This is a genomic window from Polynucleobacter sp. MWH-Berg-3C6, assembly GCF_018881855.1.
Classification (GTDB): Bacteria; Pseudomonadota; Gammaproteobacteria; order Burkholderiales; family Burkholderiaceae; genus Polynucleobacter.
This window is the reverse complement of record NZ_JACVPN010000002.1, coordinates 209,923-228,309: the sequence shown is the minus strand read 5'-3', so window position 1 is coordinate 228,309 and position 18,387 is coordinate 209,923. Positions and strand designations below refer to the sequence as shown.

Sequence of the window (18,387 nt, the reverse complement as noted above, 5' to 3'; positions counted from 1 at the left end):
TGCCTGGGTAATTAGTTCTTACCTAGTTCATCGCCCATGACTTTGCCACGTTGATTTGCAGCAGCAATTGCTTTTTCTAGAATCTCGTTCCAACCCTCTTGCTTCATGACTTCAAGCGCCGCTGCTGTAGTACCACCTTTAGAGGTGACACGTTCACGCAGTACGCCAGCATGTTCATCAGAGTTATGTGCGAGTTGAGCTGCTCCCTCGAGGGTTGCATATGCTAATTTACGGGCGCTCGCTGCATCCAAGCCTAATTTCTCTCCAGCTGATTGCATTGCCTCTAAAAACGCAAACACATAAGCAGGGCCACTACCAGAGACAGCAGTAACAGCATCCATGAGTGCTTCTTCAGGCACCCAAATACTTTGACCAACAGCATTGCAGATAGTCTGGGCTAGATTGCGATCCGATTCATTGATAGCGGCATCAGCAAATAAGCCAGTAATCCCTTTACCAATTAATGCAGGGGTATTGGGCATGGCACGAACACAGCGCGCGTGGTCAAGCCAACGACTCATGTCTGATAAGCGAATACCAGCAGCAATACTTAAAATCAGTGGGCCAGGTGCGGATGCATGTTTGAGTTTTGCGGCCAAGCCTTTAGCCACAACATTAAAATCCTGAGGCTTGATAGCCATGACTACGACATTATTTTTTGAGAAATCAAAAGCAACCTGCTCCAAAGCATTGATACCTTGAACACCAAAGTCCTCATGTAGTTTGAGTGCAGTTGCTGTATTTGCTTCGACTACGGAGATCTGCTGAGAGGTAAATCCATTGGCCAGTAAGCCACTGATGAGTGCGCGACCCATATTGCCACCACCGATAAAGGTGATGTGCACATTGGCGTTGTTTTGATTGTTCTGATTTGTGCTCATTTGCTAATCTTATCGCGCTTCCCAAAAATAGCGGTTCCAACCCGAACAATGGTACTGCCCTCGGCAATGGCAGCCTCAAGATCATCGGACATCCCCATCGATAGGGTGTCAAAAAATTGATACCTAAAATCTGTTGATCTAGCCGCTTGAATCTTTTTAAAGCAATCCTGGACCTGAGCAAAGGCTTTGCGCTGTTCTACCTTGTCTGTGCTTGGGGCTGGAATGGCCATTAACCCTCTGAGAACAATATTGGGCAATTTCACAATGGCATCGCAGAGTGCTGCAGCCTCGGAAAGCGGAATTCCGCTTTTGCTATCTTCATCGCTTACATTCACTTGAACACACAGTTGTAATTCCGCTAGATTGGGAAATTCACCTCGTTGAGCCGATAGACGTTCTGCAATTTTGAGGCGATCAACACTGTGTACCCAATCAAAATGTTCGGCGACCTCTCTGGTCTTGTTGCTTTGTAGTGGGCCAATGAAGTGCCACACTAACCAGGGACGTAATTTAGCGAGCTGAGTAATTTTTTCAACCGCTTCTTGGACATAATTTTCGCCAAAAGCAGATTGACCTGCATGCATAGCCTCTTCAATTGCAGCGGCTGGAAATGTTTTACTGACTGCTAAGAGTTCAAGCTCTTCAGGCTCACGCTTTGCTGCTAAACAAGCAAGTTCAATACGCTGCCGTACCTGCATTAAGTTAACAACAATTGAATTCATCGGGCCTTAGAGAATTTGCTGATCAATTGATCTACGATTTCAATCCAATGAAGTACTGGTTTATCTTCCTGTTGAAGATGCGTGATGCACCCAATATTTCCAGAAACAATTACTTCTGCACCAGATTCTTCGCAGGCCGTATTCAAATGGCCTAACTTATTCTTGCGCAGCTGTTCTGAGAGCTCAGGCTGAGTTACTGAATAGGTGCCCGCAGAACCACAGCACAGATGGCTATCGGCACAAAGGCGAACACCAATGCCAATACTAGATAACAAGCCTTCTACTTTGCCGCGGATTTGTTGGCCGTGTTGCAATGTGCAGGGTGGGTGATAAACCACACCAGGTTTTTGATCTGTACCCAGGAGCTGAATTAACTCATTTTGCAGATTTGGCAGGATTTCAGAAATATCTTTAGTGAGATAAGAAATCTTTTTCGCCTTGGCTGCATATGCAGAGTCATCGGCAAAGAGATGACCATAATCTTTCACCATGACGCCACAACCAGAGGCTGTCATCACTATCGCTTCTACACCGCTTTCAACCAAGGGCCACCAAGCATCAATATTTTGCTTAGCATTCTCTAGCCCACCCGCTTGATCATTCAAGTGGTAGCGTAATGCGCCACAGCAAGTAGCGTTTGAAGCACTAACGAGTTGAATCTTTAATGCGTCTAAAACGCGTGCAGTTGCTGAATTAATATTGGGCAACATACCTGGTTGAACGCAGCCCTCCAGAATCAGCATTTTGCGTTCGTGCTGAGTATTAGGTCTAGCATAAGGATCTGTTGAGCTATCCAAAGCTTTATTCCTAGCTTCTGGAATTTTGCGCTTGATGCCATTTGGCATTAATGGACGCACTAGACGACCTAAAGTCATTGCTGAGTTAAACAATGCTGGTTTTGTTAAGCCTTCTTTTAGGGCCCAGCGAGTGAAGCGCTCTCCAAGGGGGCGTGCCGGCGTGTTTTCTTCTGCCCATTTACGGCCAATGTCTACTAAGTTGCCGTATTGCACTCCGCTAGGACAAGTGCTTTCACAATTACGACAAGTGAGGCAGCGGTCTAAGTGGTTGCGAGTTTTTTCGGTGGGGGCCGCACCTTCAGCCATTTGCTTAATGAGGTAGATCCGACCGCGTGGGCCATCGAGCTCGTCACCCAATATTTGATAGGTTGGGCAAGTAGCAGTACAAAAACCACAGTGAACACATTTACCCAAAATGCGGGCTGCTTCAATACCTTCTGGAGTGTTGGCAAATTGGGGGGCAAGTTGAGTGTACATAGAGATACTTATGGAAGACGTTTAGTTGCAAATACGCCAGCAGGATCGAATGCAGATCTCAGACGCTCTTGAACAAGCTCGAGTGCTTTGGAGTGCGCTTGTTCGCTCAGTAAAGTAAAGCGTTGCAATTCAGGGTTGACGCTTACGCCTTGTTTGAAGCGAGTGACATGCCCACCATGACTTGAGACTAATTGTTTGATTAGCTTAAATGTAGCTTCATCACCAGAGGCTTTAATCCAACGTTGTTGACCGTGCCATTCCAAAACAATTTCATTGCTTGCACCAGGAATGGTGAGTGGCCCACAGGCTGCAGGCAGCGCTAGGCGATACAGAGTTTGATTGGCGGCGAGATTTTCAAATGCCGATAACTTATGTTCGCGTAAATCATGCCAAAACGCTTCAGCAGATTGAGGATCTACTTCACTTGCATTTACCAACGAGCTCATTAATGGAATAGCGGCCTTGATTGCTGCTACAGCGCCTGCTAAACGAATCGTTAATTGGCCTTCGCCAGCAGCATTCCCAATCCAACAGCTTGCTGACATTGGCAATGGTTGACCGGCCCACTCATTCAAATTACGTAATGCCTTTTCTTGGGAGATATGGCAACGTAGTGTTGCGGTCGCAGCTGGTTTAGGCAATACCTTCACAGATGCTTCTAGTAAAAGTGATAGCGTGCCCATAGAGCCTGGCATCAAGCGTGAAATATCATAGCCTGCGACGTTTTTCATTACTTGTCCGCCAAAAGATAAATCTTGGCCTTTACCATCCAGAATGCGCGCACCTAAAATAAAATCTCGCAAGTTGCCAACGCTAATACGATTTGGACCCGCTAAGCCGGATGCAATGGCACCACCAAAAGTGGCGTGCTCACCAAAATGGGGCGGTTCAAACGCTAGCATCTGATTTTTTGCTTGCAGTGCAGCTTCAATTTCTTTCAAGGGCGTACCTGCGCAAGCCGTAATCACTAATTCTTCTGGCTGATATTCCAGGATTCCAGAGTAAGTTCGAGTGTTGAGCTTTGCGTGATTATTAGGGTTGCCATACCAAGACTTGGTGCCGCCACCTTGAATGGAGAGCTGTGTTTTATTGCTTGCTGCATTGAGGACCTGCTCCCGAAATGCCTCAATGATGGAATTAGTAGCTTTCATTAAAAGCGCTCCAATTCCGGATGAGGTAATTTGCCTCCACTAATGCGCATGCGACCATATTCAGCACAGCGACTCAGTGTTGGAATACCTTTATCAGGATTGAGAAGCTTTTCCGGATCAAAAGCGCTCTTCACGCCCCAGAAAGACTCGCGTTCGCCCTCGCCAAACTGAACACACATGGAGTTAATCTTTTCAAGACCAACTCCATGTTCGCCAGTAATCGTGCCGCCAAGCTCAACACAGGCTTCCAGAATATCAGTGCCAAATTCTTCGGCGCGATGCCATTCTTCCTCATCTGCACCATTAAACAAAATCAATGGATGCATATTGCCATCACCAGCATGGAAAACATTTAAGCAGCCTAAGCCATATTTTTTTTCCATACCTTGAATACGTTTTAGCAAGGTTGCAATATGTCTGCGTGGAATGGTTCCATCCATACAGTAGTAATCAGCAGCAATTCGTCCTGCGGCTGGGAAGGCATTTTTTCGACCGCTCCAAAACTTCAAGCGTTCAGTCTCATCTTTAGAAATCCGAATGCCACTAGCTCCGGATTGTTCAAGCACTTTAGTCATGCGCTCAATTTCTTCGGCAACTTCTTCTGGAGTGCCATCAGATTCGCAGAGCAAAATGGCTGCCGCTTCTAGGTCGTAGCCTGCATTGACAAATTCCTCTACAGCTCTGGTGGTAGCCTGATCCATCATTTCTAAACCAGCGGGAATAATGCCAGCAGCAATGATGGCAGCAACAGCGTTGCCACCCTTTTCAATATCGTCAAAACTGGCCATGATGACGCGTGCCAGTTTTGGTTTGGCAACCAATTTCACTGTCACTTCGGTGACAACTGCGAGCATGCCTTCGCTACCCAGAACAATAGCGAGTAAATCTAAACCAGGAGAATCTGGCGCTAAGCTGCCAAACTCAACAATCTCACCATTCATCAAAATCCCGCGTACGCGTAGGACATTATGTAAGGTGAGGCCGTATTTAAGGCAGTGCACCCCGCCAGAGTTTTCATTCACGTTGCCGCCAATAGAGCAGGCAATCTGAGATGAGGGATCAGGCGCATAGTAGAGACCTAGGTGAGCAACGGCTTCTGAAATAGCCAGATTGCGCACGCCAGGTTGAACTACCGCGGTGCGAGTAAATGGGTCAATGCTGAGAATTTTCTTCAGCTTTGCAAGGGAGAGCACTAAGCCTTGGGAGATGGGCATTGCCCCACCTGATAAGCCTGTGCCTGATCCTCTTGGAACCACTGGGATTTGCATCTCAAAGCAGATTTTGAGGATTTTGGCCGCTTGCTCCTCTGTTTCTGGCAGAGCGACTGCCAGTGGCATGCGTTTATACGCAGCCAAACCATCACATTCATAGGGAATGGTGTCTTCAGGCTCCCAAAGTAGGGCATGTTCCGGCAGAATCGGGCGCAAGGCCGAAACCAGTTTTGACTGTAGTGCGCTGATAGCGGCTATATCGGGGGGCGGGGTCACCATATTCATAGGAATCATTTTAGCCATTTACCTATAATTAAGCTCATGGGAAATCGACTATCAAAAATCGCCACCAGAACGGGTGATGCTGGAATGACCGGATTGGGCGATGGAAGTCGCGTTGAGAAGGATCATTTGCGGATTTGCGCTATGGGCGACGTCGACGAACTGAACTCAGAAATCGGTGTTTTGATGACTGAGGAGATCCCAGAGAGCATCGCTCCTGAGATAAAGGCGCTTTTCATGCAGGTTCAGCATGATTTATTTGATCTGGGTGGCGAGCTCTGCATTCCAAATTACAAGCTTCTCAATCCCGACCATGTGGCTCAGTTAGATATTTGGTTAGAAAAGTACAACAAACAATTACCCCCTTTGACCGAATTTATTCTTCCTGGTGGTACTCGTGCTGCGGCGCAAGCGCATGTGTGCCGAACCGTGTGCAGAAGAGCTGAGCGTTCAATTGTGCGTTTAGGTTGGGAAGAGCCTTTGTATGATGCTCCTCGCCAATATGTCAATCGTTTGTCTGATTTATTGTTTGTACTTTCACGCATTCTGAATCGCGCAGCTGGCGGTACGGATGTGCTTTGGAAGCACGAAAAAAAAGAGACTAAATAAATTAGCCTCTTTTAGTATTGCCTTCGTTACTGCGCGTATTATTTTTTCTTGCTGCGGCGTTTCTTTACTGCGCTAGCTAAACGCTCTAACACTTTTACCGAATCATCCCAATTAATACAGGCATCGGTAATACTCTTACCGTATTCCAGCTTGCTCGGGTCATCTTTACCGGGTGTAAATTTCTGCGCACCGTCGTTCAAGTGGCTTTCTACCATCACACCAAAAATCTCATGTGATCCAGATTCAATTTGCTTAGCAATATCGTCCGCAACAACAATTTGACGCTCATGTTTCTTGCTTGAGTTGGCATGAGATAAGTCAATCATCAAACTGGCTGGAAGCTTCGCAGCTGCTAGCTCAGCGCAAGCAGCTTGTACGTGTTGGGCTTCGTAGTTAGGCTCTTTACCACCACGCAAAATAACGTGACAGTCTTTGTTACCCTTGGTTTCTACAACAGATACTTGACCATTCTTGTGAACGGATAAGAAGTGGTGTGGACGGCCTGCCGCTTGAATGGCATCGGTAGCAATTTTGATATTGCCATCAGTGCCATTCTTAAAGCCGATCGGTGCAGATAAACCAGAGGCAAGTTCGCGATGAACTTGGCTTTCGGTAGTACGCGCGCCAATCGCACCCCATGAGATGAGGTCAGCAATATATTGCGGGGAAATTACATCCAAGAATTCGCTACCTGCTGGCATACCCAGTCGATTGATTTCCATAAGGACTTGACGTGCAAGACGAAGACCCTCTTCAATGCGATAGCTTTCATCTAAGTAAGGGTCGTTAATCAGACCTTTCCAGCCAACCGTGGTGCGTGGTTTTTCGAAATAGACGCGCATCACAATTTCTAATTCGCCGGCAAAGCGTTCGCGTTCAGATAAAAGGCGCTGACAATATTCGAGTGCCGCGCGTGGATCGTGAATCGAGCAAGGTCCAATGATGACGAGTAAACGATCATCTTTGCCATGAATGATGTCGCGGATCTGCTTGCGAGTTTTGCTGATCAACGCTTCAGTAGGTGTTCCTGAAATTGGAAAGAAGCGAATCAAATGTTCTGGTGGAGGCAGAACAGAAATCTTGTCAATGCGTTGATCGTCAGTATCTGACGTTTTATCAACGGCAGAGTACCAATTGGCGGGATTCGTATTTTGTTGGCTCATACGGCTATTTTAAGCCGTAATTCAGGAATTTCAGGCGGTGCCACCGACAGTTAGGCTATCAATACGTAAAGTTGGCTGTCCAACGCCGACCGGAACGCTTTGTCCTTCCTTGCCGCAAACCCCGATGCCACTGTCTAATTTGAGGTCGTTACCAATCATAGAGACCTGTTTCAGGGACTCTGGACCGTTACCAATAATGGTGGCGCCTTTGACTGGGTATTGAATTTTGCCGTTTTCAACCCAATACGCTTCAGACGCCGAGAACACAAATTTACCGCTAGTAATGTCAACTTGGCCGCCACCAAAATTCACGGCATATAGGCCACGTTTAATACTGGCCACAATTTCTTGGGGATCATCCTTGCCGGCCAGCATGTAAGTATTCGTCATACGTGGCATTGGTAGGGATGCAAAACTTTCGCGGCGGCCGTTACCTGTCAAAGGCATTTTCATCAGTCGCGCATTCAAGCTGTCCTGAATATAGCCCTTCAAAATTCCATCTTCAATTAAGGTTGTGCATTGAGTAGGGGTGCCTTCATCATCAATATTCAATGATCCTCTGCGGCCAGATAGAGTGCCATCGTCAACCACTGTGACACCCTTAGCCGCTACACGTTGCCCGATACGACCAGCAAACGCGGAGGAGCCCTTGCGATTGAAGTCACCCTCAAGACCATGACCTACTGCTTCGTGTAAAAGAACGCCTGGCCAACCTGGGCCCATGACAACCGTCATTGGACCTGCAGGTGCAGGACGAGATTCCAGATTGACTAGGGCGCCATCAACTGCTTCATCTACATATTGATTGATGAGGGCGGCATCAAAATAATGATAGTCATGACGTGCACCACCGCCTGAAGATCCAGATTCACGACGACCATTTTGTTCGGCAATCACATGAACTGAAACGCGCACTAGCGGTCTTACGTCTGCAGCAAGTAAGCCATCTGCACGGACTACCAGAATAACATCAAATTCACCAGCAAGGCTTGCCATCACTTGAATAATGCGAGGATCGCGGGCTTTTGCACGACGTTCAATACTTTCTAAGAGGGCAATTTTTTCTTTAGGCTGTAATGAGTCCAAGGGATTCATATCGGAATACAGCTTATTCGAGATTGGGTTGAATAGCTTGCTAGCAACAGCCTGTTTGCCGCCTTGTGGGCCAATCACGCGGGTGGCTTTAGCAGCCTTAGTCAGGGCCTCTAAATTAATTTCGTCGGAGTAAGCAAAGGCAGTTTTGTCGCCATAAATAGCACGTACTCCGACACCTTGATCGATATTGAAGCTGCCAGATTTCACAATCCCTTCCTCGAGACTCCAGCTTTCACTACGGGTATGTTGGAAGTACAAATCAGCATCATCAAGACGGTGGGCGAACATGCTGCCAAACGTCTTATGAAGATCTTGCTCTGAAAGTCCAGTTGGTTCAAGCAGAATGGACTTCGCTAATTTAAGAAGGTCTGCCTGCTTTTTGGCTTTGGTCCAATTGGCGGGAAATAGTGCTTCAGGTGCATTCATGTGATTCAGCAAATCTTTCTTTAAAGCTTACGGTGCGCAAGCGCGGGTAACTTAGAGCGTACCTCGTTTAATTTATCTTTGCTTAAAACCCCTGAAATAAAGCCCTCTCCTTCAGCAAGGGTGCTTAGGACGCTACCCCATGGGTCGATCAGCATGGTGTTGCCCCAAGTGCGCCTTTGGTTTTGGTGCGTTCCGCCTTGCGCTGAAGCTAAGACATAGCATTGGTTTTCAATAGCGCGAGCTCGTAAGAGAATTTCCCAATGGTCTTTGCCGGTTGTATAAGTAAAAGCAGCAGGAATGATGTGACAGTCTACTTGTCCTAGTGCGCGATACAACTCTGGAAAGCGCAAGTCATAGCAAATACTTAGACCAAAAATCCATTCAGTATTGTTGGCTGTAATTTTGACAATGCCGGGTATCTCACCTGCTTCAATCGTTTCAGATTCTTGGTAGCGCTCTGTATTGGTCTGAAAGCCAAATAAATGAATCTTGTCATACCGCGCTACCCTCTGCCCATCTGGCCCAAAGACGAGTGTTGTATTTAATACCTTATTGGGATCTTTTGCCTCAAGGGGAATGGTCCCCGCAATTAAATAAATACCATTGGCCTTAGCAAGCTCTGCAAGCTCTACTTGAATTGGTCCACTGCCAAAGGTTTCTCTGATGCCAACCTTATCGGTGTCTTTCAGCCCCATGATGCAAAAGTACTCCGGTAGAACGACAAGCTGGGAGCCATCCTGCGCCGCTGCTTTGATCAGCCTACCAGCCGTCTCTAGGTTTTCTTGGAGTGACGCGCTAGACACCATTTGAATTGCAGCAATCTGGAGTTCTGCAGTGTTGAATTTGCTCATAAAGCCTGAGTTTGCGATTTTGGGGTTGGTGTATTGGTAGTGCCAGGTTTACTTTGTTCTTTTAGCAAGTCTTTGCTACGTATCGTATCTAAAGTTTTACCATCAATCGGCTGACCTTTTTGATCTAGCGGAATAACTTCCGGCTTATCCCAAGAACCTTGAATTAAATAATCAGATTGTAGATTTCGATTAATCTGATTGGTAATGAGGTACTGTCCAACGAGTGCACCCAATCCAACAATCGGATTGATAGCAAAAGCAGCTAAGGAGCCGGCAGTGGCGTCAATGGTTGGGAAAATAGTGACGCGCAGATCTTGGGTTTGTTTGGGAATATTGATTTGCCCTGCCATTGCGACTCTAGCCTGATCTAGGCTCATGGTGAATTGCTTGGTTTGGGCCAACCCATTATTAATATCAAAGCTTGCATTGATGCTGTTGAAGGGCGTTCCCTTGCTAACAATATTACCAAGGCTACCTTGAAGATCTAAGGTGGCAAATCTGAATAGACTTTGCAGGCTCAGTACGTCCAGAATTTGAGCGCCGCTAGTATTCACTTCTAGTAAACGTCCTTTTTCTAGGTTGAGAGTGACCTTACCGGCAAGGGTTTCATATTTGGGGCTAAACGGTGATCCATCCCACTCTGCATTGGCAGTCAGTGTGCCCTGACCACCTTCAACGGATTTTTGTGTACTCCAATTGGCAATAATGCGGCCAGCATCTTTTACATCTAGATCTATATTGATATTGCTATGTTCAGATTGGTTTGCTGTAGCGCCAATCCATTGGCCAGTAGTAGTTGAGTTGCTCTGCGGATTATTAAATTGAATAGACTCAATCGTCAGTAGATTGCTAGTGGTCTTCGTTTTGAGTTTAGTTTGCCCAAGATGGGCTTTTGACCAATTTAAATCATCGATAGTCACATCGAGACTTGGAATCGAGCTAGGTGATAGCTTGTTCTTCACAACCACATTATTTTTCTGTGTGGTCTTGCTTGCTTCTATCACCGGGGTGAATTCATCTGGAACCTTGAGTCGACTTAAATTGCCGCTAACTAAGCCGCTAGGATTTGCCTTATTGGGTTCTTGATACTGGAGTTGGCCTGCAATCTGGGGTGAGTTGAAGCGCATCTGCCAAGCACTCGTTTTATTGTTTGCAGATAAATTCAGATCTTGCCAGATGCGATCAAACAAAATGAGCTTTTTCACCTGCGCGGTTACATAAATATTATTTGTTTCAGAGCTAGCTGCTTCAGTGGTATTACTTTTTTGTTTTTGTTTCCCGAAAAAATCTAACCAAGCATCTACATCGAGCTCATTGCTAGCCAAATTAAGTTGGAACCCAGCTTGGGATAGATTAGCCGGCGCCCCTATGCCCAGGGCATAGCGCAACTCGTCATTGTTAGTTATGTCCCCTTGTATTGTGTATAAGTCCCCTAGTTTGCCGGTCCAGTTAAAGCGATTTGCCCCGATTTGATTGCTGGAAAGGGTTTTGAGATTCACTTGACCAGTCATGGGCGCACCCATCACCTTCTTTGCTGGTATTGGAGCAGCGCTTGCCCAATTGCGCAAATCAAATTTGAGATTAGTTTCGCTACCAGTTTTATTAAAGCTGAGAGTGCCTTCGTATTTGGCGGAGCCGCTCATTCCCTCGAGAATTGGCGAGGACTCAGTTTTCACTGTATTTGCAAGATAGTCTTTAATAAAGTTCGCAGTAATATCGCCCGCAATATTAAAGTTTTGCTTGCCTGGGGTTGATGTAGAGCTGCTAATTTTTAAAGAGCCACCCAAGAAGGTTGCTGTGACATCTTCAAATTCAGGATTAACCTCAGTAATCCGAATTTTTCCCTTGAGATTCTCCAGTGGCGGTAAATTGGCCCACTGCGCTTTGTTGCCAGTTAGATCCAGTTTGATATCAACGCCAGTGTCATCGTTAGTCGAGAGAGGAATTTTTAGTCCTAGGTCAAGATTAATTGGCCCACTTACTCGCAAATTCTTTTCTAGATTGATTTGTTTTTTGGCAAACGGCGAGGCGAATAAATACTCTAGCATCTGTGGAGCATCGCCTTTCGCATTGCCATTCACGGAGAGGACTAACTGCTTTGCGCTGACATTCGGAATTTCTGCATGAAATTGATTAAGCTGTACATCCTTAAAATTGGCTCGAGAAATATCAACTGTAAAGTTGGCGTTTTGCATTGCAAGTCCACCATTGACTTTGCTAAATGCAGACCAAACTCCTACATTGCTTGGCAACAATGGGACCGGGTGAAACGTAGCCCCTACGATTGGTAGATTGAGAGTGAATTCACCATCACTACTGTTGGGGAAAGGAACGCCATTGGGGTCACCTTTTATATGAAGGCTACCTTTTTGTATAGTGCCTGCAGTAAAAGCTTTACTCAGGTACTGTCTGGCCTCTTTGCCCATGCCAAGGGGTAGATAGCGGTATGCAGTAGCTAGGTCGGCCCTTGCAAAATCCATATCCAGAGTCATGAAGTCTGGCTTCTTGGGGCCGCCAATCACGTAATTGAGATTGAGCGTTGTATCTATTTCTGAATTACTTAAAGCAAGCTTTTGTGCATTAACAACCCAATTCCCCTTTTTCTTTGACCAGCTCACTTGTCCATTGGCGCGATCTAATTGAATTTTGGGATCAACTAATAAATCATTGATATCAATCTCGAGATCACTTGAATTAATAGAAAAGCTTCCTTGGCTTTGATCGCTGCTAATGAAGCCAGATAAGTTTGAGACAGACGGCATAGACTTGCTAATGCCAACAAAGCTCAAATTAACGAGCTTGGCACTAATGGAGAAGTCGAGCTTATTTGATTTAAACCAGCCACCAGGAATATTCAATGCTGAGAGAGGGGATTTGCTTTCAGACCAGCGGATGTCGAGATCCAGTAATTCACCGTCTGCTCGAGAAGCCTTAATCCATTGATGCACTTTTTTAGATAGTGGCAAGTTCAGCGCGAATACGGCCACATCTTCAACCAAAATTTTGGGGGAAGAAAATCTGAATTCTTTAATTTCACCATCAGGACCTGGAGGTCTCCAGGCAAAAGTCATGGGACTTAAATTTTCTAACGGCGCAGTTTTTCGGCTATCGATATCTCGCCAAGCAAATGTTTTGGTCGTGACAGAAATTAAGCCGCCATCATTTTCTTGAGTGAGATTAGTTTCCAATCTACCTAAGGCAATGGCATCTTCATCTTTAGCCAGCTGAATGACAAGATTATCTGCGGCAACATAGGCTACCCCACCATCGGGTTGGCCATTATCAATTTTTAATTTTCCCTTAGAACTAATCTTTCCCTCCAGGGTATTAAGCGGAAGAGAAAATTCTTTTATAATTTGGCTGAGATTGAGATCAGCCACATCCCAAGAAATATTGCCAATCCAGTCACGCCATTTGCCGGCTTGACCGCCAAAGTGGTGAACGAAGTTCGCCTCAATTTGTATGGGGCCATTAGCCCACGGAGTTGTTGTTCGCAGTGAGGCTTTATGTCTACGTATGCCATTGCTGAGTCCTAGGTTTTGAATTTGAACTGAGGTGCTTGATTTTTTATCTAGTTGATCAGTCCAAAATATTTCGACATTGTTTACTTCAATCTCATCTTGGGAGAAGAGCCAATTTTCGAACCCGTAATCATTTGAATTCCCATGAGCGGGAATGCCGGCAATATTAATCAGTCCTTTTTTATCGCGCTCAGCATAAATTTGGGCGCCTTCAAAGTAGAGCTCATGAAAATAGGGAGCTAGATGATAGAAAGAATTCCAACTGAGCTCACCGCGAATTTTTGTGATTTGTAATAAGGGCTTTGATTTGTCAGGACCATTAAAGCGTAGGCCATCGACCTCAAACTCGGGTCTGATACCAGTCCAAGAAACTCTTAAATCATCCATGGCGACATCAACACCAATACGCGCGCTGATGAGTCGCTCTACGGACGCTTTAGATTTTTCGATTTGAGGCCAAACAATGAAACGAATACCTAAGTGGCCAATCACAAATAAGGCTAAAACAAGGCTGCAAAGAATGAGGGCGCGCTTACGCCAAGGGCCATCAAAACTTTTAGGACGTTTTGCGAGCAAGCTCTTGACTCTAGGCGGAATGATCTTTTGCAGCATGACCCCTATTATCCGTCAGCCTTGAGTCGGTCGCCAAGCTTCTGGCATGAGATTTGAGGTACGGATTAAGATGAGGGGATGGATGAATTTTCTCGGCAAATTGCTTTTCTAGAGCAGCATTCCACCTACGCGCGGCGCTGGCTGAATGCTCGCCCCGAATGGATTGACTGGCTCAGGTCTTGCGGGCAGAAAAAGGTCGATTTGCAGGGTATCCAAGATTTGCTAAAAACTTCTGGCATCTCTCAGCCAGGGGCCGGGCTAGATGAGGCGCAGTTTATGGCTAATCTGCGACTGGCTAGGCAGCGCCTAATGATTTGGATTGCGTTTCGGGATCTCAATGGGATGGCGAGTTTAGATGAGGTTACCCATGGTCTGAGCCATTTTGCTGAGTTGGCTGTTGCAGACTCCATTGCCTATATTCGCGAAGATTTAAAAAATCGATTCGGGCTTCCATGGAGTAAACCCAATAATGCCGAGATGCCGCTGATGGTCGTTGGTATGGGTAAATTAGGCGGCTTTGAACTGAACCTCTCATCTGATATCGATCTGATTTTCTTGTATGAGCACGAGGGTGAGACTGAAGGCGGACCCAAAAGTCTTTCGAACCATGAATGGTTCTCTCGCATGGGCAAGCATTTAATTCGACTCTTATCTGAGCATGATGAAAACGGTTTTGTCTTTCGAGTGGATATGCGCTTGCGTCCCAATGGGGACTCTGGGCCATTGGTGTGCAGCCTAGAGATGCTTGAGGAATATCTTTTGGTTCAAGGCAGGGAGTGGGAGCGCTATGCCTGGATCAAGGGCCGGTTGATTGCACCTTTGACTGGAACGCCAGAACATATTTACTGCGCAAAAGAATTGGATCAACTAATTCGTCCATTCGTATATCGCCGCCATCTAGATTACGGCGTAATCGCATCTATTCGAGACCTGCATGCTCAAATTCAACATGAAGCTGACAAGCGATCATCTGGACATCAAGGCCGCTCCCGCGATATTAAGTTAGGCCGTGGCGGCATTCGAGAAATTGAGTTTCTAGCGCAAATGTTTCAGTTGATGCGAGGGGGAACTGACCCTCGCTTTAGAGTTCGCCCTACTTTAGAAGTTCTCAGTCTGATTGGGCGAAGAGGAATTTTGCCCTCAGAGGAAATTGAGGCCTTGCAAACGGCCTATGTTTTCTTAAGGCGTCTGGAGCATCGTATTCAAGTTTGGGATGATCAACAAACCCATTACCTACCAGATGATGAGTTGGCTCGCTCGCGCTTGGCAAGCTCAATGGCAAATGGGGATCTAGAAGGCGAGAGTAAGGCTTTCATGGCTGAGTTGGATCGTCATCAAAACAATGTTGCTCGCCTCTTTGAAAAAGCATTCTTATTGGATGACAGTGCTCGGTTAGAGCTTGCCCCCTTAGATTCCAGCTGGGAGCCAGATGAGGAGTATTTTCCACAAACGCTTGTGCGCTGGAGTAGCTGGCGTGATGGCCCAAAGCAAAGACAGATCCCCGAGAAAAGTCGACTCATCTTTGATAATTTAATGCGTAAGGCTGCAGACAACTTGCAGCATCCTGGCGGTAATCAGGCTCATGCCGATCAAACCTTATTGCGATTTTTTGATTTGCTTGAGGCTATTGCAAGACGTAGTGCCTACCTGTCGATCTTGGCTGAATATCCCAGGGCGCTGTTTAATGTACTTGATTTACTCAAGGCATCTCAATGGGGTGCTCAGTACCTCACGCGGCACCCACATTTATTAGATCACTTACTCAATTCAAGAACGGAGAAGGCTTTGATTGAGGAGCCTGAAGAGTATTGGCGAGAAGTAAAGGCCAATCTAAATATGCGCCTTGATGATGTGATGGCTGATGGCGATGGTTCGGAGCAGGCAATGGATATTTTGCGCGTGACTCACCATACCGAGACATTTATCACGCTCTTAGCTGACCTTGGTATTGGTGTTGATGAGCCCCTGTCAGTTGAAAAGGTGAGTGATCATTTGTCAGCCCTAGCGGATCTAATATTGCAGACTACTTTTGAACGCGTCTGGCCCGGTGTTGCCCAGAAGTTTGGCTTATCTCAAGATTTCCTTGCACCATTTGCAGTTATTTCTTACGGCAAGTTGGGAGGCAAGGAGCTTGGCTATGCTTCTGATCTCGATTTGGTATTTTTGTACCAATCGGATGAGGCTGATTATGCTGCGCAAGAAATCTATGCACTTTTAGCGAAACGTATGATTAATTGGTTGACTGCATTTACATCCACTGGCAGTTTATTTGAAATCGATACTCGGCTTCGCCCGAATGGCTCGGCTGGATTCCTGGTAACCAATGCTGAGGCTTTTAAGAAGTATCAAATGCGTGAAGGTGATAACGCTGCTTGGGTTTGGGAGCACCAAGCCTTAACCAGGGCACGCTTCTCCGCTGGTAATTTAGCCGTAGGTTTCGACTTTGATCTTGTGCGCTCCGAGGTGTTGAGTCAGCAACGCAATATTGATCAGCTTCGTATTGAAATTCTAGAGATGCGCCGTAAGGTTCATGCAGGACATCCTAATGCAAGTGGTGAGTTTGACCTCAAGCATGACTCTGGCGGCATGGTAGATATCGAATTTATTGTGCAGTTCTTAGTTCTGGCGTACTCACATCAACACCCCCAGCTGATTGGTAATCTTGGCAATATTGCTTTGCTTCGCATTGCAGGAGAGGCAGGCTTGATTAAGGAAAAAATTGCTGACTCAGTGGCTAATGCTTATCGTCTCTTGAGGGCACGCCAGCATCGTCTGCGCCTAGATGGAGCAGAAAAAACCCGTATCAAGCTTGATAGTGAGTCTGACTTAAGTGCTGCTAGATCTGCTGTGACATCACTTTGGCTAGCAATCTTCCAGGCGCCTTCTGATGCCCAGAGAGATTCTTAAGATTTAGTTTTGCTCTAGTAACTCGCGAGCATGACGACGAGTAGTGTCAGTAATGGTTGCGCCACCTAACATGCGCGCAATTTCTTCGACACGTTCCACTCTACCTAAAGGCTGTACTTGTGAGATTGTTTTATCACCAGATTGTGACTTGCTAACTTTCAGATGGTGATTACCTTGTGCTGCAACTTGAGGCAGATGGGTGACGCACAAGATTTGATGAGATTGCCCTAATTGGTGCAACAGCTTACCAACCGTTTCTGCAACTGCGCCACCAATACCTGCATCGACCTCATCAAATATGAGGGTGGGCGTAAATGATGCTTTGCTGGTGATTACGCTAATTGCCAGGCTGATACGGGCGAGCTCACCACCGGAAGCAACTTTAGCCAAAGAGCGTGGTGTACTGCCAGCGTGCCCCGCAACCAAGAATTCGATTTGCTCTAAGCCGTGTGAGCCACCTTCACTTAGTGGGCTTAAGGCAATTTCTAGGCGTCCACCTGCCATTGATAAATTCTGCATTGCATCTGTAACCAATTTTCCTAGTTCGGCAGCGGCACCCGCACGTTTTTGAGAGAGTTGTTTTGCAAGTTTGAGATAAGCAAGCTCTTCCTGCTGTACTTTTTCACGTAAGGCTTCAATATTCTGAGACGCAGTTAGGGCATCTAATCGTTCAGCAGTCTCTTGAAGCAACGCTGGTAATCCATCTGCCTCAGTACGGTATTTTCTGGCGGCACTATGAAGAGCTTGCATGCGCTCTTCCACTTGAGCAAGTCGTGCGGGATCAAGATCTACTTTTTGTAAGTATCGATTCAGGCTATGAATAGCTTCGTCTAATTGAATTTGGGCGGACTCAAGAGCTTCGCTAATATTACTGAGGGCCGGATCATGTTCTGCCAATGCACCAATAGTGCCGCATACCTTAGAGAGGCTGGATTCAATCGAGTTATCAGCGTCACTTAACATTTCAATCGCTTCTTGGCAGCCACCAATAATTTTCGCCCCATTGGCAAGTCGTGCGTGCTCACCTTGAATGCTTAGCCACTCTCCCTCTTGGGGTGATAGCTCAGTGAGCTCTTCCAGTTGCCACTCTAAGCGTTCACGTTCGCGCTCAATATCTTGCCCTGCATTTTCTGCCTGTTCAAGGCGACGACGAGACTCATTGAGTGTTTTAAAGGATTGCGCTACTTCAGTGGCGAGCGGTAATAAGCCAGCATGGCGATCAAGCAGTTCGCGTTGGGCGCCGCCCTTTAGCAATAGTTGGTGCGCATGTTGCCCATGAATGTCTACGAGTTGATCGCCAGCTTCACGCAGTTGTGCCAAGGTAGCAACGCTGCCATTGATAAAAGCACGACTTCTGCCGTTGCTCTCTACAGTTCTTTTAAGTAAGAGGCTTTGACCGTCATCTTCAATAGGGAAGCCTTGCTCATCTAGCCATTGACCAAATGATTGAAGCAGTTCTGGATCAATTCGAAAGAGGGCGGAGATTTCTGCTCGATTACTGCCTTCCCGTATTTGACTGCTGTCAGCGCGCTCACCCAGAACTAGGCTAAGCGCATCCAATAGGATCGATTTACCAGCGCCGGTTTCACCCGTGAGAACAGTGAACCCAGCCGAAAAGTCCAGCTCAAGCTGATCAACAATGACGAAGTCACGAAGTGAGATAGTTTGAAGCATGTATTAGC

At 46.4% G+C, this 18,387-nt stretch carries 12 protein-coding genes; 2 read left to right on the top strand and 10 right to left on the bottom strand.

The genetic code is table 11. The features are described from left to right. Positions 1-11: 11 nt before the first annotated feature. The 5 genes from proC to ICN13_RS06100 are packed head-to-tail and all read right to left on the bottom strand — an operon-like array spanning position 12 to position 5,533. On the bottom strand, positions 12-881 hold the full coding sequence (gene proC / locus ICN13_RS06120) for a pyrroline-5-carboxylate reductase (protein ID WP_216139511.1): 870 nt from the start codon (positions 879-881) through the stop codon (positions 12-14). Beyond that, positions 878-1,603: a YggS family pyridoxal phosphate-dependent enzyme gene (locus ICN13_RS06115; protein WP_216139510.1), complete on the bottom strand. Its 726-nt coding sequence runs from the start codon at positions 1,601-1,603 to the stop codon at positions 878-880. The genes proC and ICN13_RS06115 overlap by 4 nt, the downstream gene beginning before the upstream one ends. Next, the gene (gene glcF, locus ICN13_RS06110; protein WP_216139509.1) at positions 1,600-2,877 is read right to left on the bottom strand and encodes a glycolate oxidase subunit GlcF; all 1,278 of its coding nucleotides are present in this window, start codon (positions 2,875-2,877) and stop codon (positions 1,600-1,602) included. The genes ICN13_RS06115 and glcF overlap by 4 nt, the downstream gene beginning before the upstream one ends. 8 nt (positions 2,878-2,885) lie before the next feature. Continuing rightward, positions 2,886-4,028, bottom strand: coding sequence for a glycolate oxidase subunit GlcE (glcE, locus tag ICN13_RS06105; protein WP_216139508.1), 1,143 nt, complete (start codon positions 4,026-4,028; stop codon positions 2,886-2,888). Then, the gene (locus ICN13_RS06100; RefSeq protein WP_370622966.1) at positions 4,028-5,533 is read right to left on the bottom strand and encodes an FAD-linked oxidase C-terminal domain-containing protein; all 1,506 of its coding nucleotides are present in this window, start codon (positions 5,531-5,533) and stop codon (positions 4,028-4,030) included. Before ICN13_RS06100 ends, glcE begins: the two co-directional genes overlap by 1 nt. Positions 5,534-5,560: 27 nt before the next feature. Here ICN13_RS06100 and ICN13_RS06095 point away from each other — a divergent pair, with 27 nt between their 5' ends. Beyond that, complete coding sequence (locus ICN13_RS06095; RefSeq protein WP_216139507.1) at positions 5,561-6,130, top strand: cob(I)yrinic acid a,c-diamide adenosyltransferase; 570 nt, start codon at positions 5,561-5,563, stop codon at positions 6,128-6,130. 38 nt (positions 6,131-6,168) lie between these two features. Here ICN13_RS06095 and ICN13_RS06090 read toward each other — a convergent pair whose 3' ends face one another. The 4 genes from ICN13_RS06090 to ICN13_RS06075 are packed head-to-tail and all read right to left on the bottom strand — an operon-like array spanning position 6,169 to position 13,798. Next, positions 6,169-7,293, bottom strand: a complete 1,125-nt coding sequence (locus tag ICN13_RS06090; RefSeq protein WP_216139506.1) for a 3-deoxy-7-phosphoheptulonate synthase — start codon at positions 7,291-7,293, stop codon at positions 6,169-6,171. A gap of 30 nt (positions 7,294-7,323) precedes the next feature. Next, positions 7,324-8,814, bottom strand: coding sequence for a metalloprotease TldD (gene tldD, locus ICN13_RS06085; protein ID WP_255534062.1), 1,491 nt, complete (start codon positions 8,812-8,814; stop codon positions 7,324-7,326). Positions 8,815-8,834: 20 nt separating this feature from the next. Beyond that, a complete protein-coding gene (locus tag ICN13_RS06080; protein ID WP_216139505.1) occupies positions 8,835-9,665 on the bottom strand; it encodes a carbon-nitrogen hydrolase family protein in 831 nt (276 codons plus the stop codon). Continuing rightward, positions 9,662-13,798: a YhdP family protein gene (locus ICN13_RS06075; protein ID WP_216139504.1), complete on the bottom strand. Its 4,137-nt coding sequence runs from the start codon at positions 13,796-13,798 to the stop codon at positions 9,662-9,664. The genes ICN13_RS06080 and ICN13_RS06075 overlap by 4 nt, the downstream gene beginning before the upstream one ends. Before the next feature lie 78 nt (positions 13,799-13,876). On the opposite strand from ICN13_RS06075, the gene glnE reads away from it, so the two are divergent. Further along, positions 13,877-16,705 carry a bifunctional [glutamate--ammonia ligase]-adenylyl-L-tyrosine phosphorylase/[glutamate--ammonia-ligase] adenylyltransferase gene (glnE, locus tag ICN13_RS06070; protein ID WP_216139503.1) on the top strand — a complete coding sequence of 943 codons (2,829 nt, stop codon included), beginning with the start codon at positions 13,877-13,879 and terminating at the stop codon, positions 16,703-16,705. 3 nt (positions 16,706-16,708) lie between these two features. Here glnE and recN read toward each other — a convergent pair whose 3' ends face one another. After that, positions 16,709-18,379, bottom strand: a complete 1,671-nt coding sequence (recN, locus tag ICN13_RS06065; protein WP_216139502.1) for a DNA repair protein RecN — start codon at positions 18,377-18,379, stop codon at positions 16,709-16,711. Positions 18,380-18,387 lie beyond the last annotated feature (8 nt).

Coding starts and splice junctions, on each gene's coding strand:
- proC (WP_216139511.1), bottom strand. CDS start 881: ATGAGCACAAATCAGAACAATCAAAACAACGCCAATGTGCACATCACC.
- ICN13_RS06115 (WP_216139510.1), bottom strand. CDS start 1,603: ATGAATTCAATTGTTGTTAACTTAATGCAGGTACGGCAGCGTATTGAA.
- glcF (WP_216139509.1), bottom strand. CDS start 2,877: ATGTACACTCAACTTGCCCCCCAATTTGCCAACACTCCAGAAGGTATT.
- glcE (WP_216139508.1), bottom strand. CDS start 4,028: ATGAAAGCTACTAATTCCATCATTGAGGCATTTCGGGAGCAGGTCCTC.
- ICN13_RS06100 (WP_370622966.1), bottom strand. CDS start 5,533: ATGATTCCTATGAATATGGTGACCCCGCCCCCCGATATAGCCGCTATC.
- ICN13_RS06095 (WP_216139507.1), top strand. CDS start 5,561: ATGGGAAATCGACTATCAAAAATCGCCACCAGAACGGGTGATGCTGGA.
- ICN13_RS06090 (WP_216139506.1), bottom strand. CDS start 7,293: ATGAGCCAACAAAATACGAATCCCGCCAATTGGTACTCTGCCGTTGAT.
- tldD (WP_255534062.1), bottom strand. CDS start 8,814: ATGAATGCACCTGAAGCACTATTTCCCGCCAATTGGACCAAAGCCAAA.
- ICN13_RS06080 (WP_216139505.1), bottom strand. CDS start 9,665: ATGAGCAAATTCAACACTGCAGAACTCCAGATTGCTGCAATTCAAATG.
- ICN13_RS06075 (WP_216139504.1), bottom strand. CDS start 13,798: ATGCTGCAAAAGATCATTCCGCCTAGAGTCAAGAGCTTGCTCGCAAAA.
- glnE (WP_216139503.1), top strand. CDS start 13,877: ATGGATGAATTTTCTCGGCAAATTGCTTTTCTAGAGCAGCATTCCACC.
- recN (WP_216139502.1), bottom strand. CDS start 18,379: ATGCTTCAAACTATCTCACTTCGTGACTTCGTCATTGTTGATCAGCTT.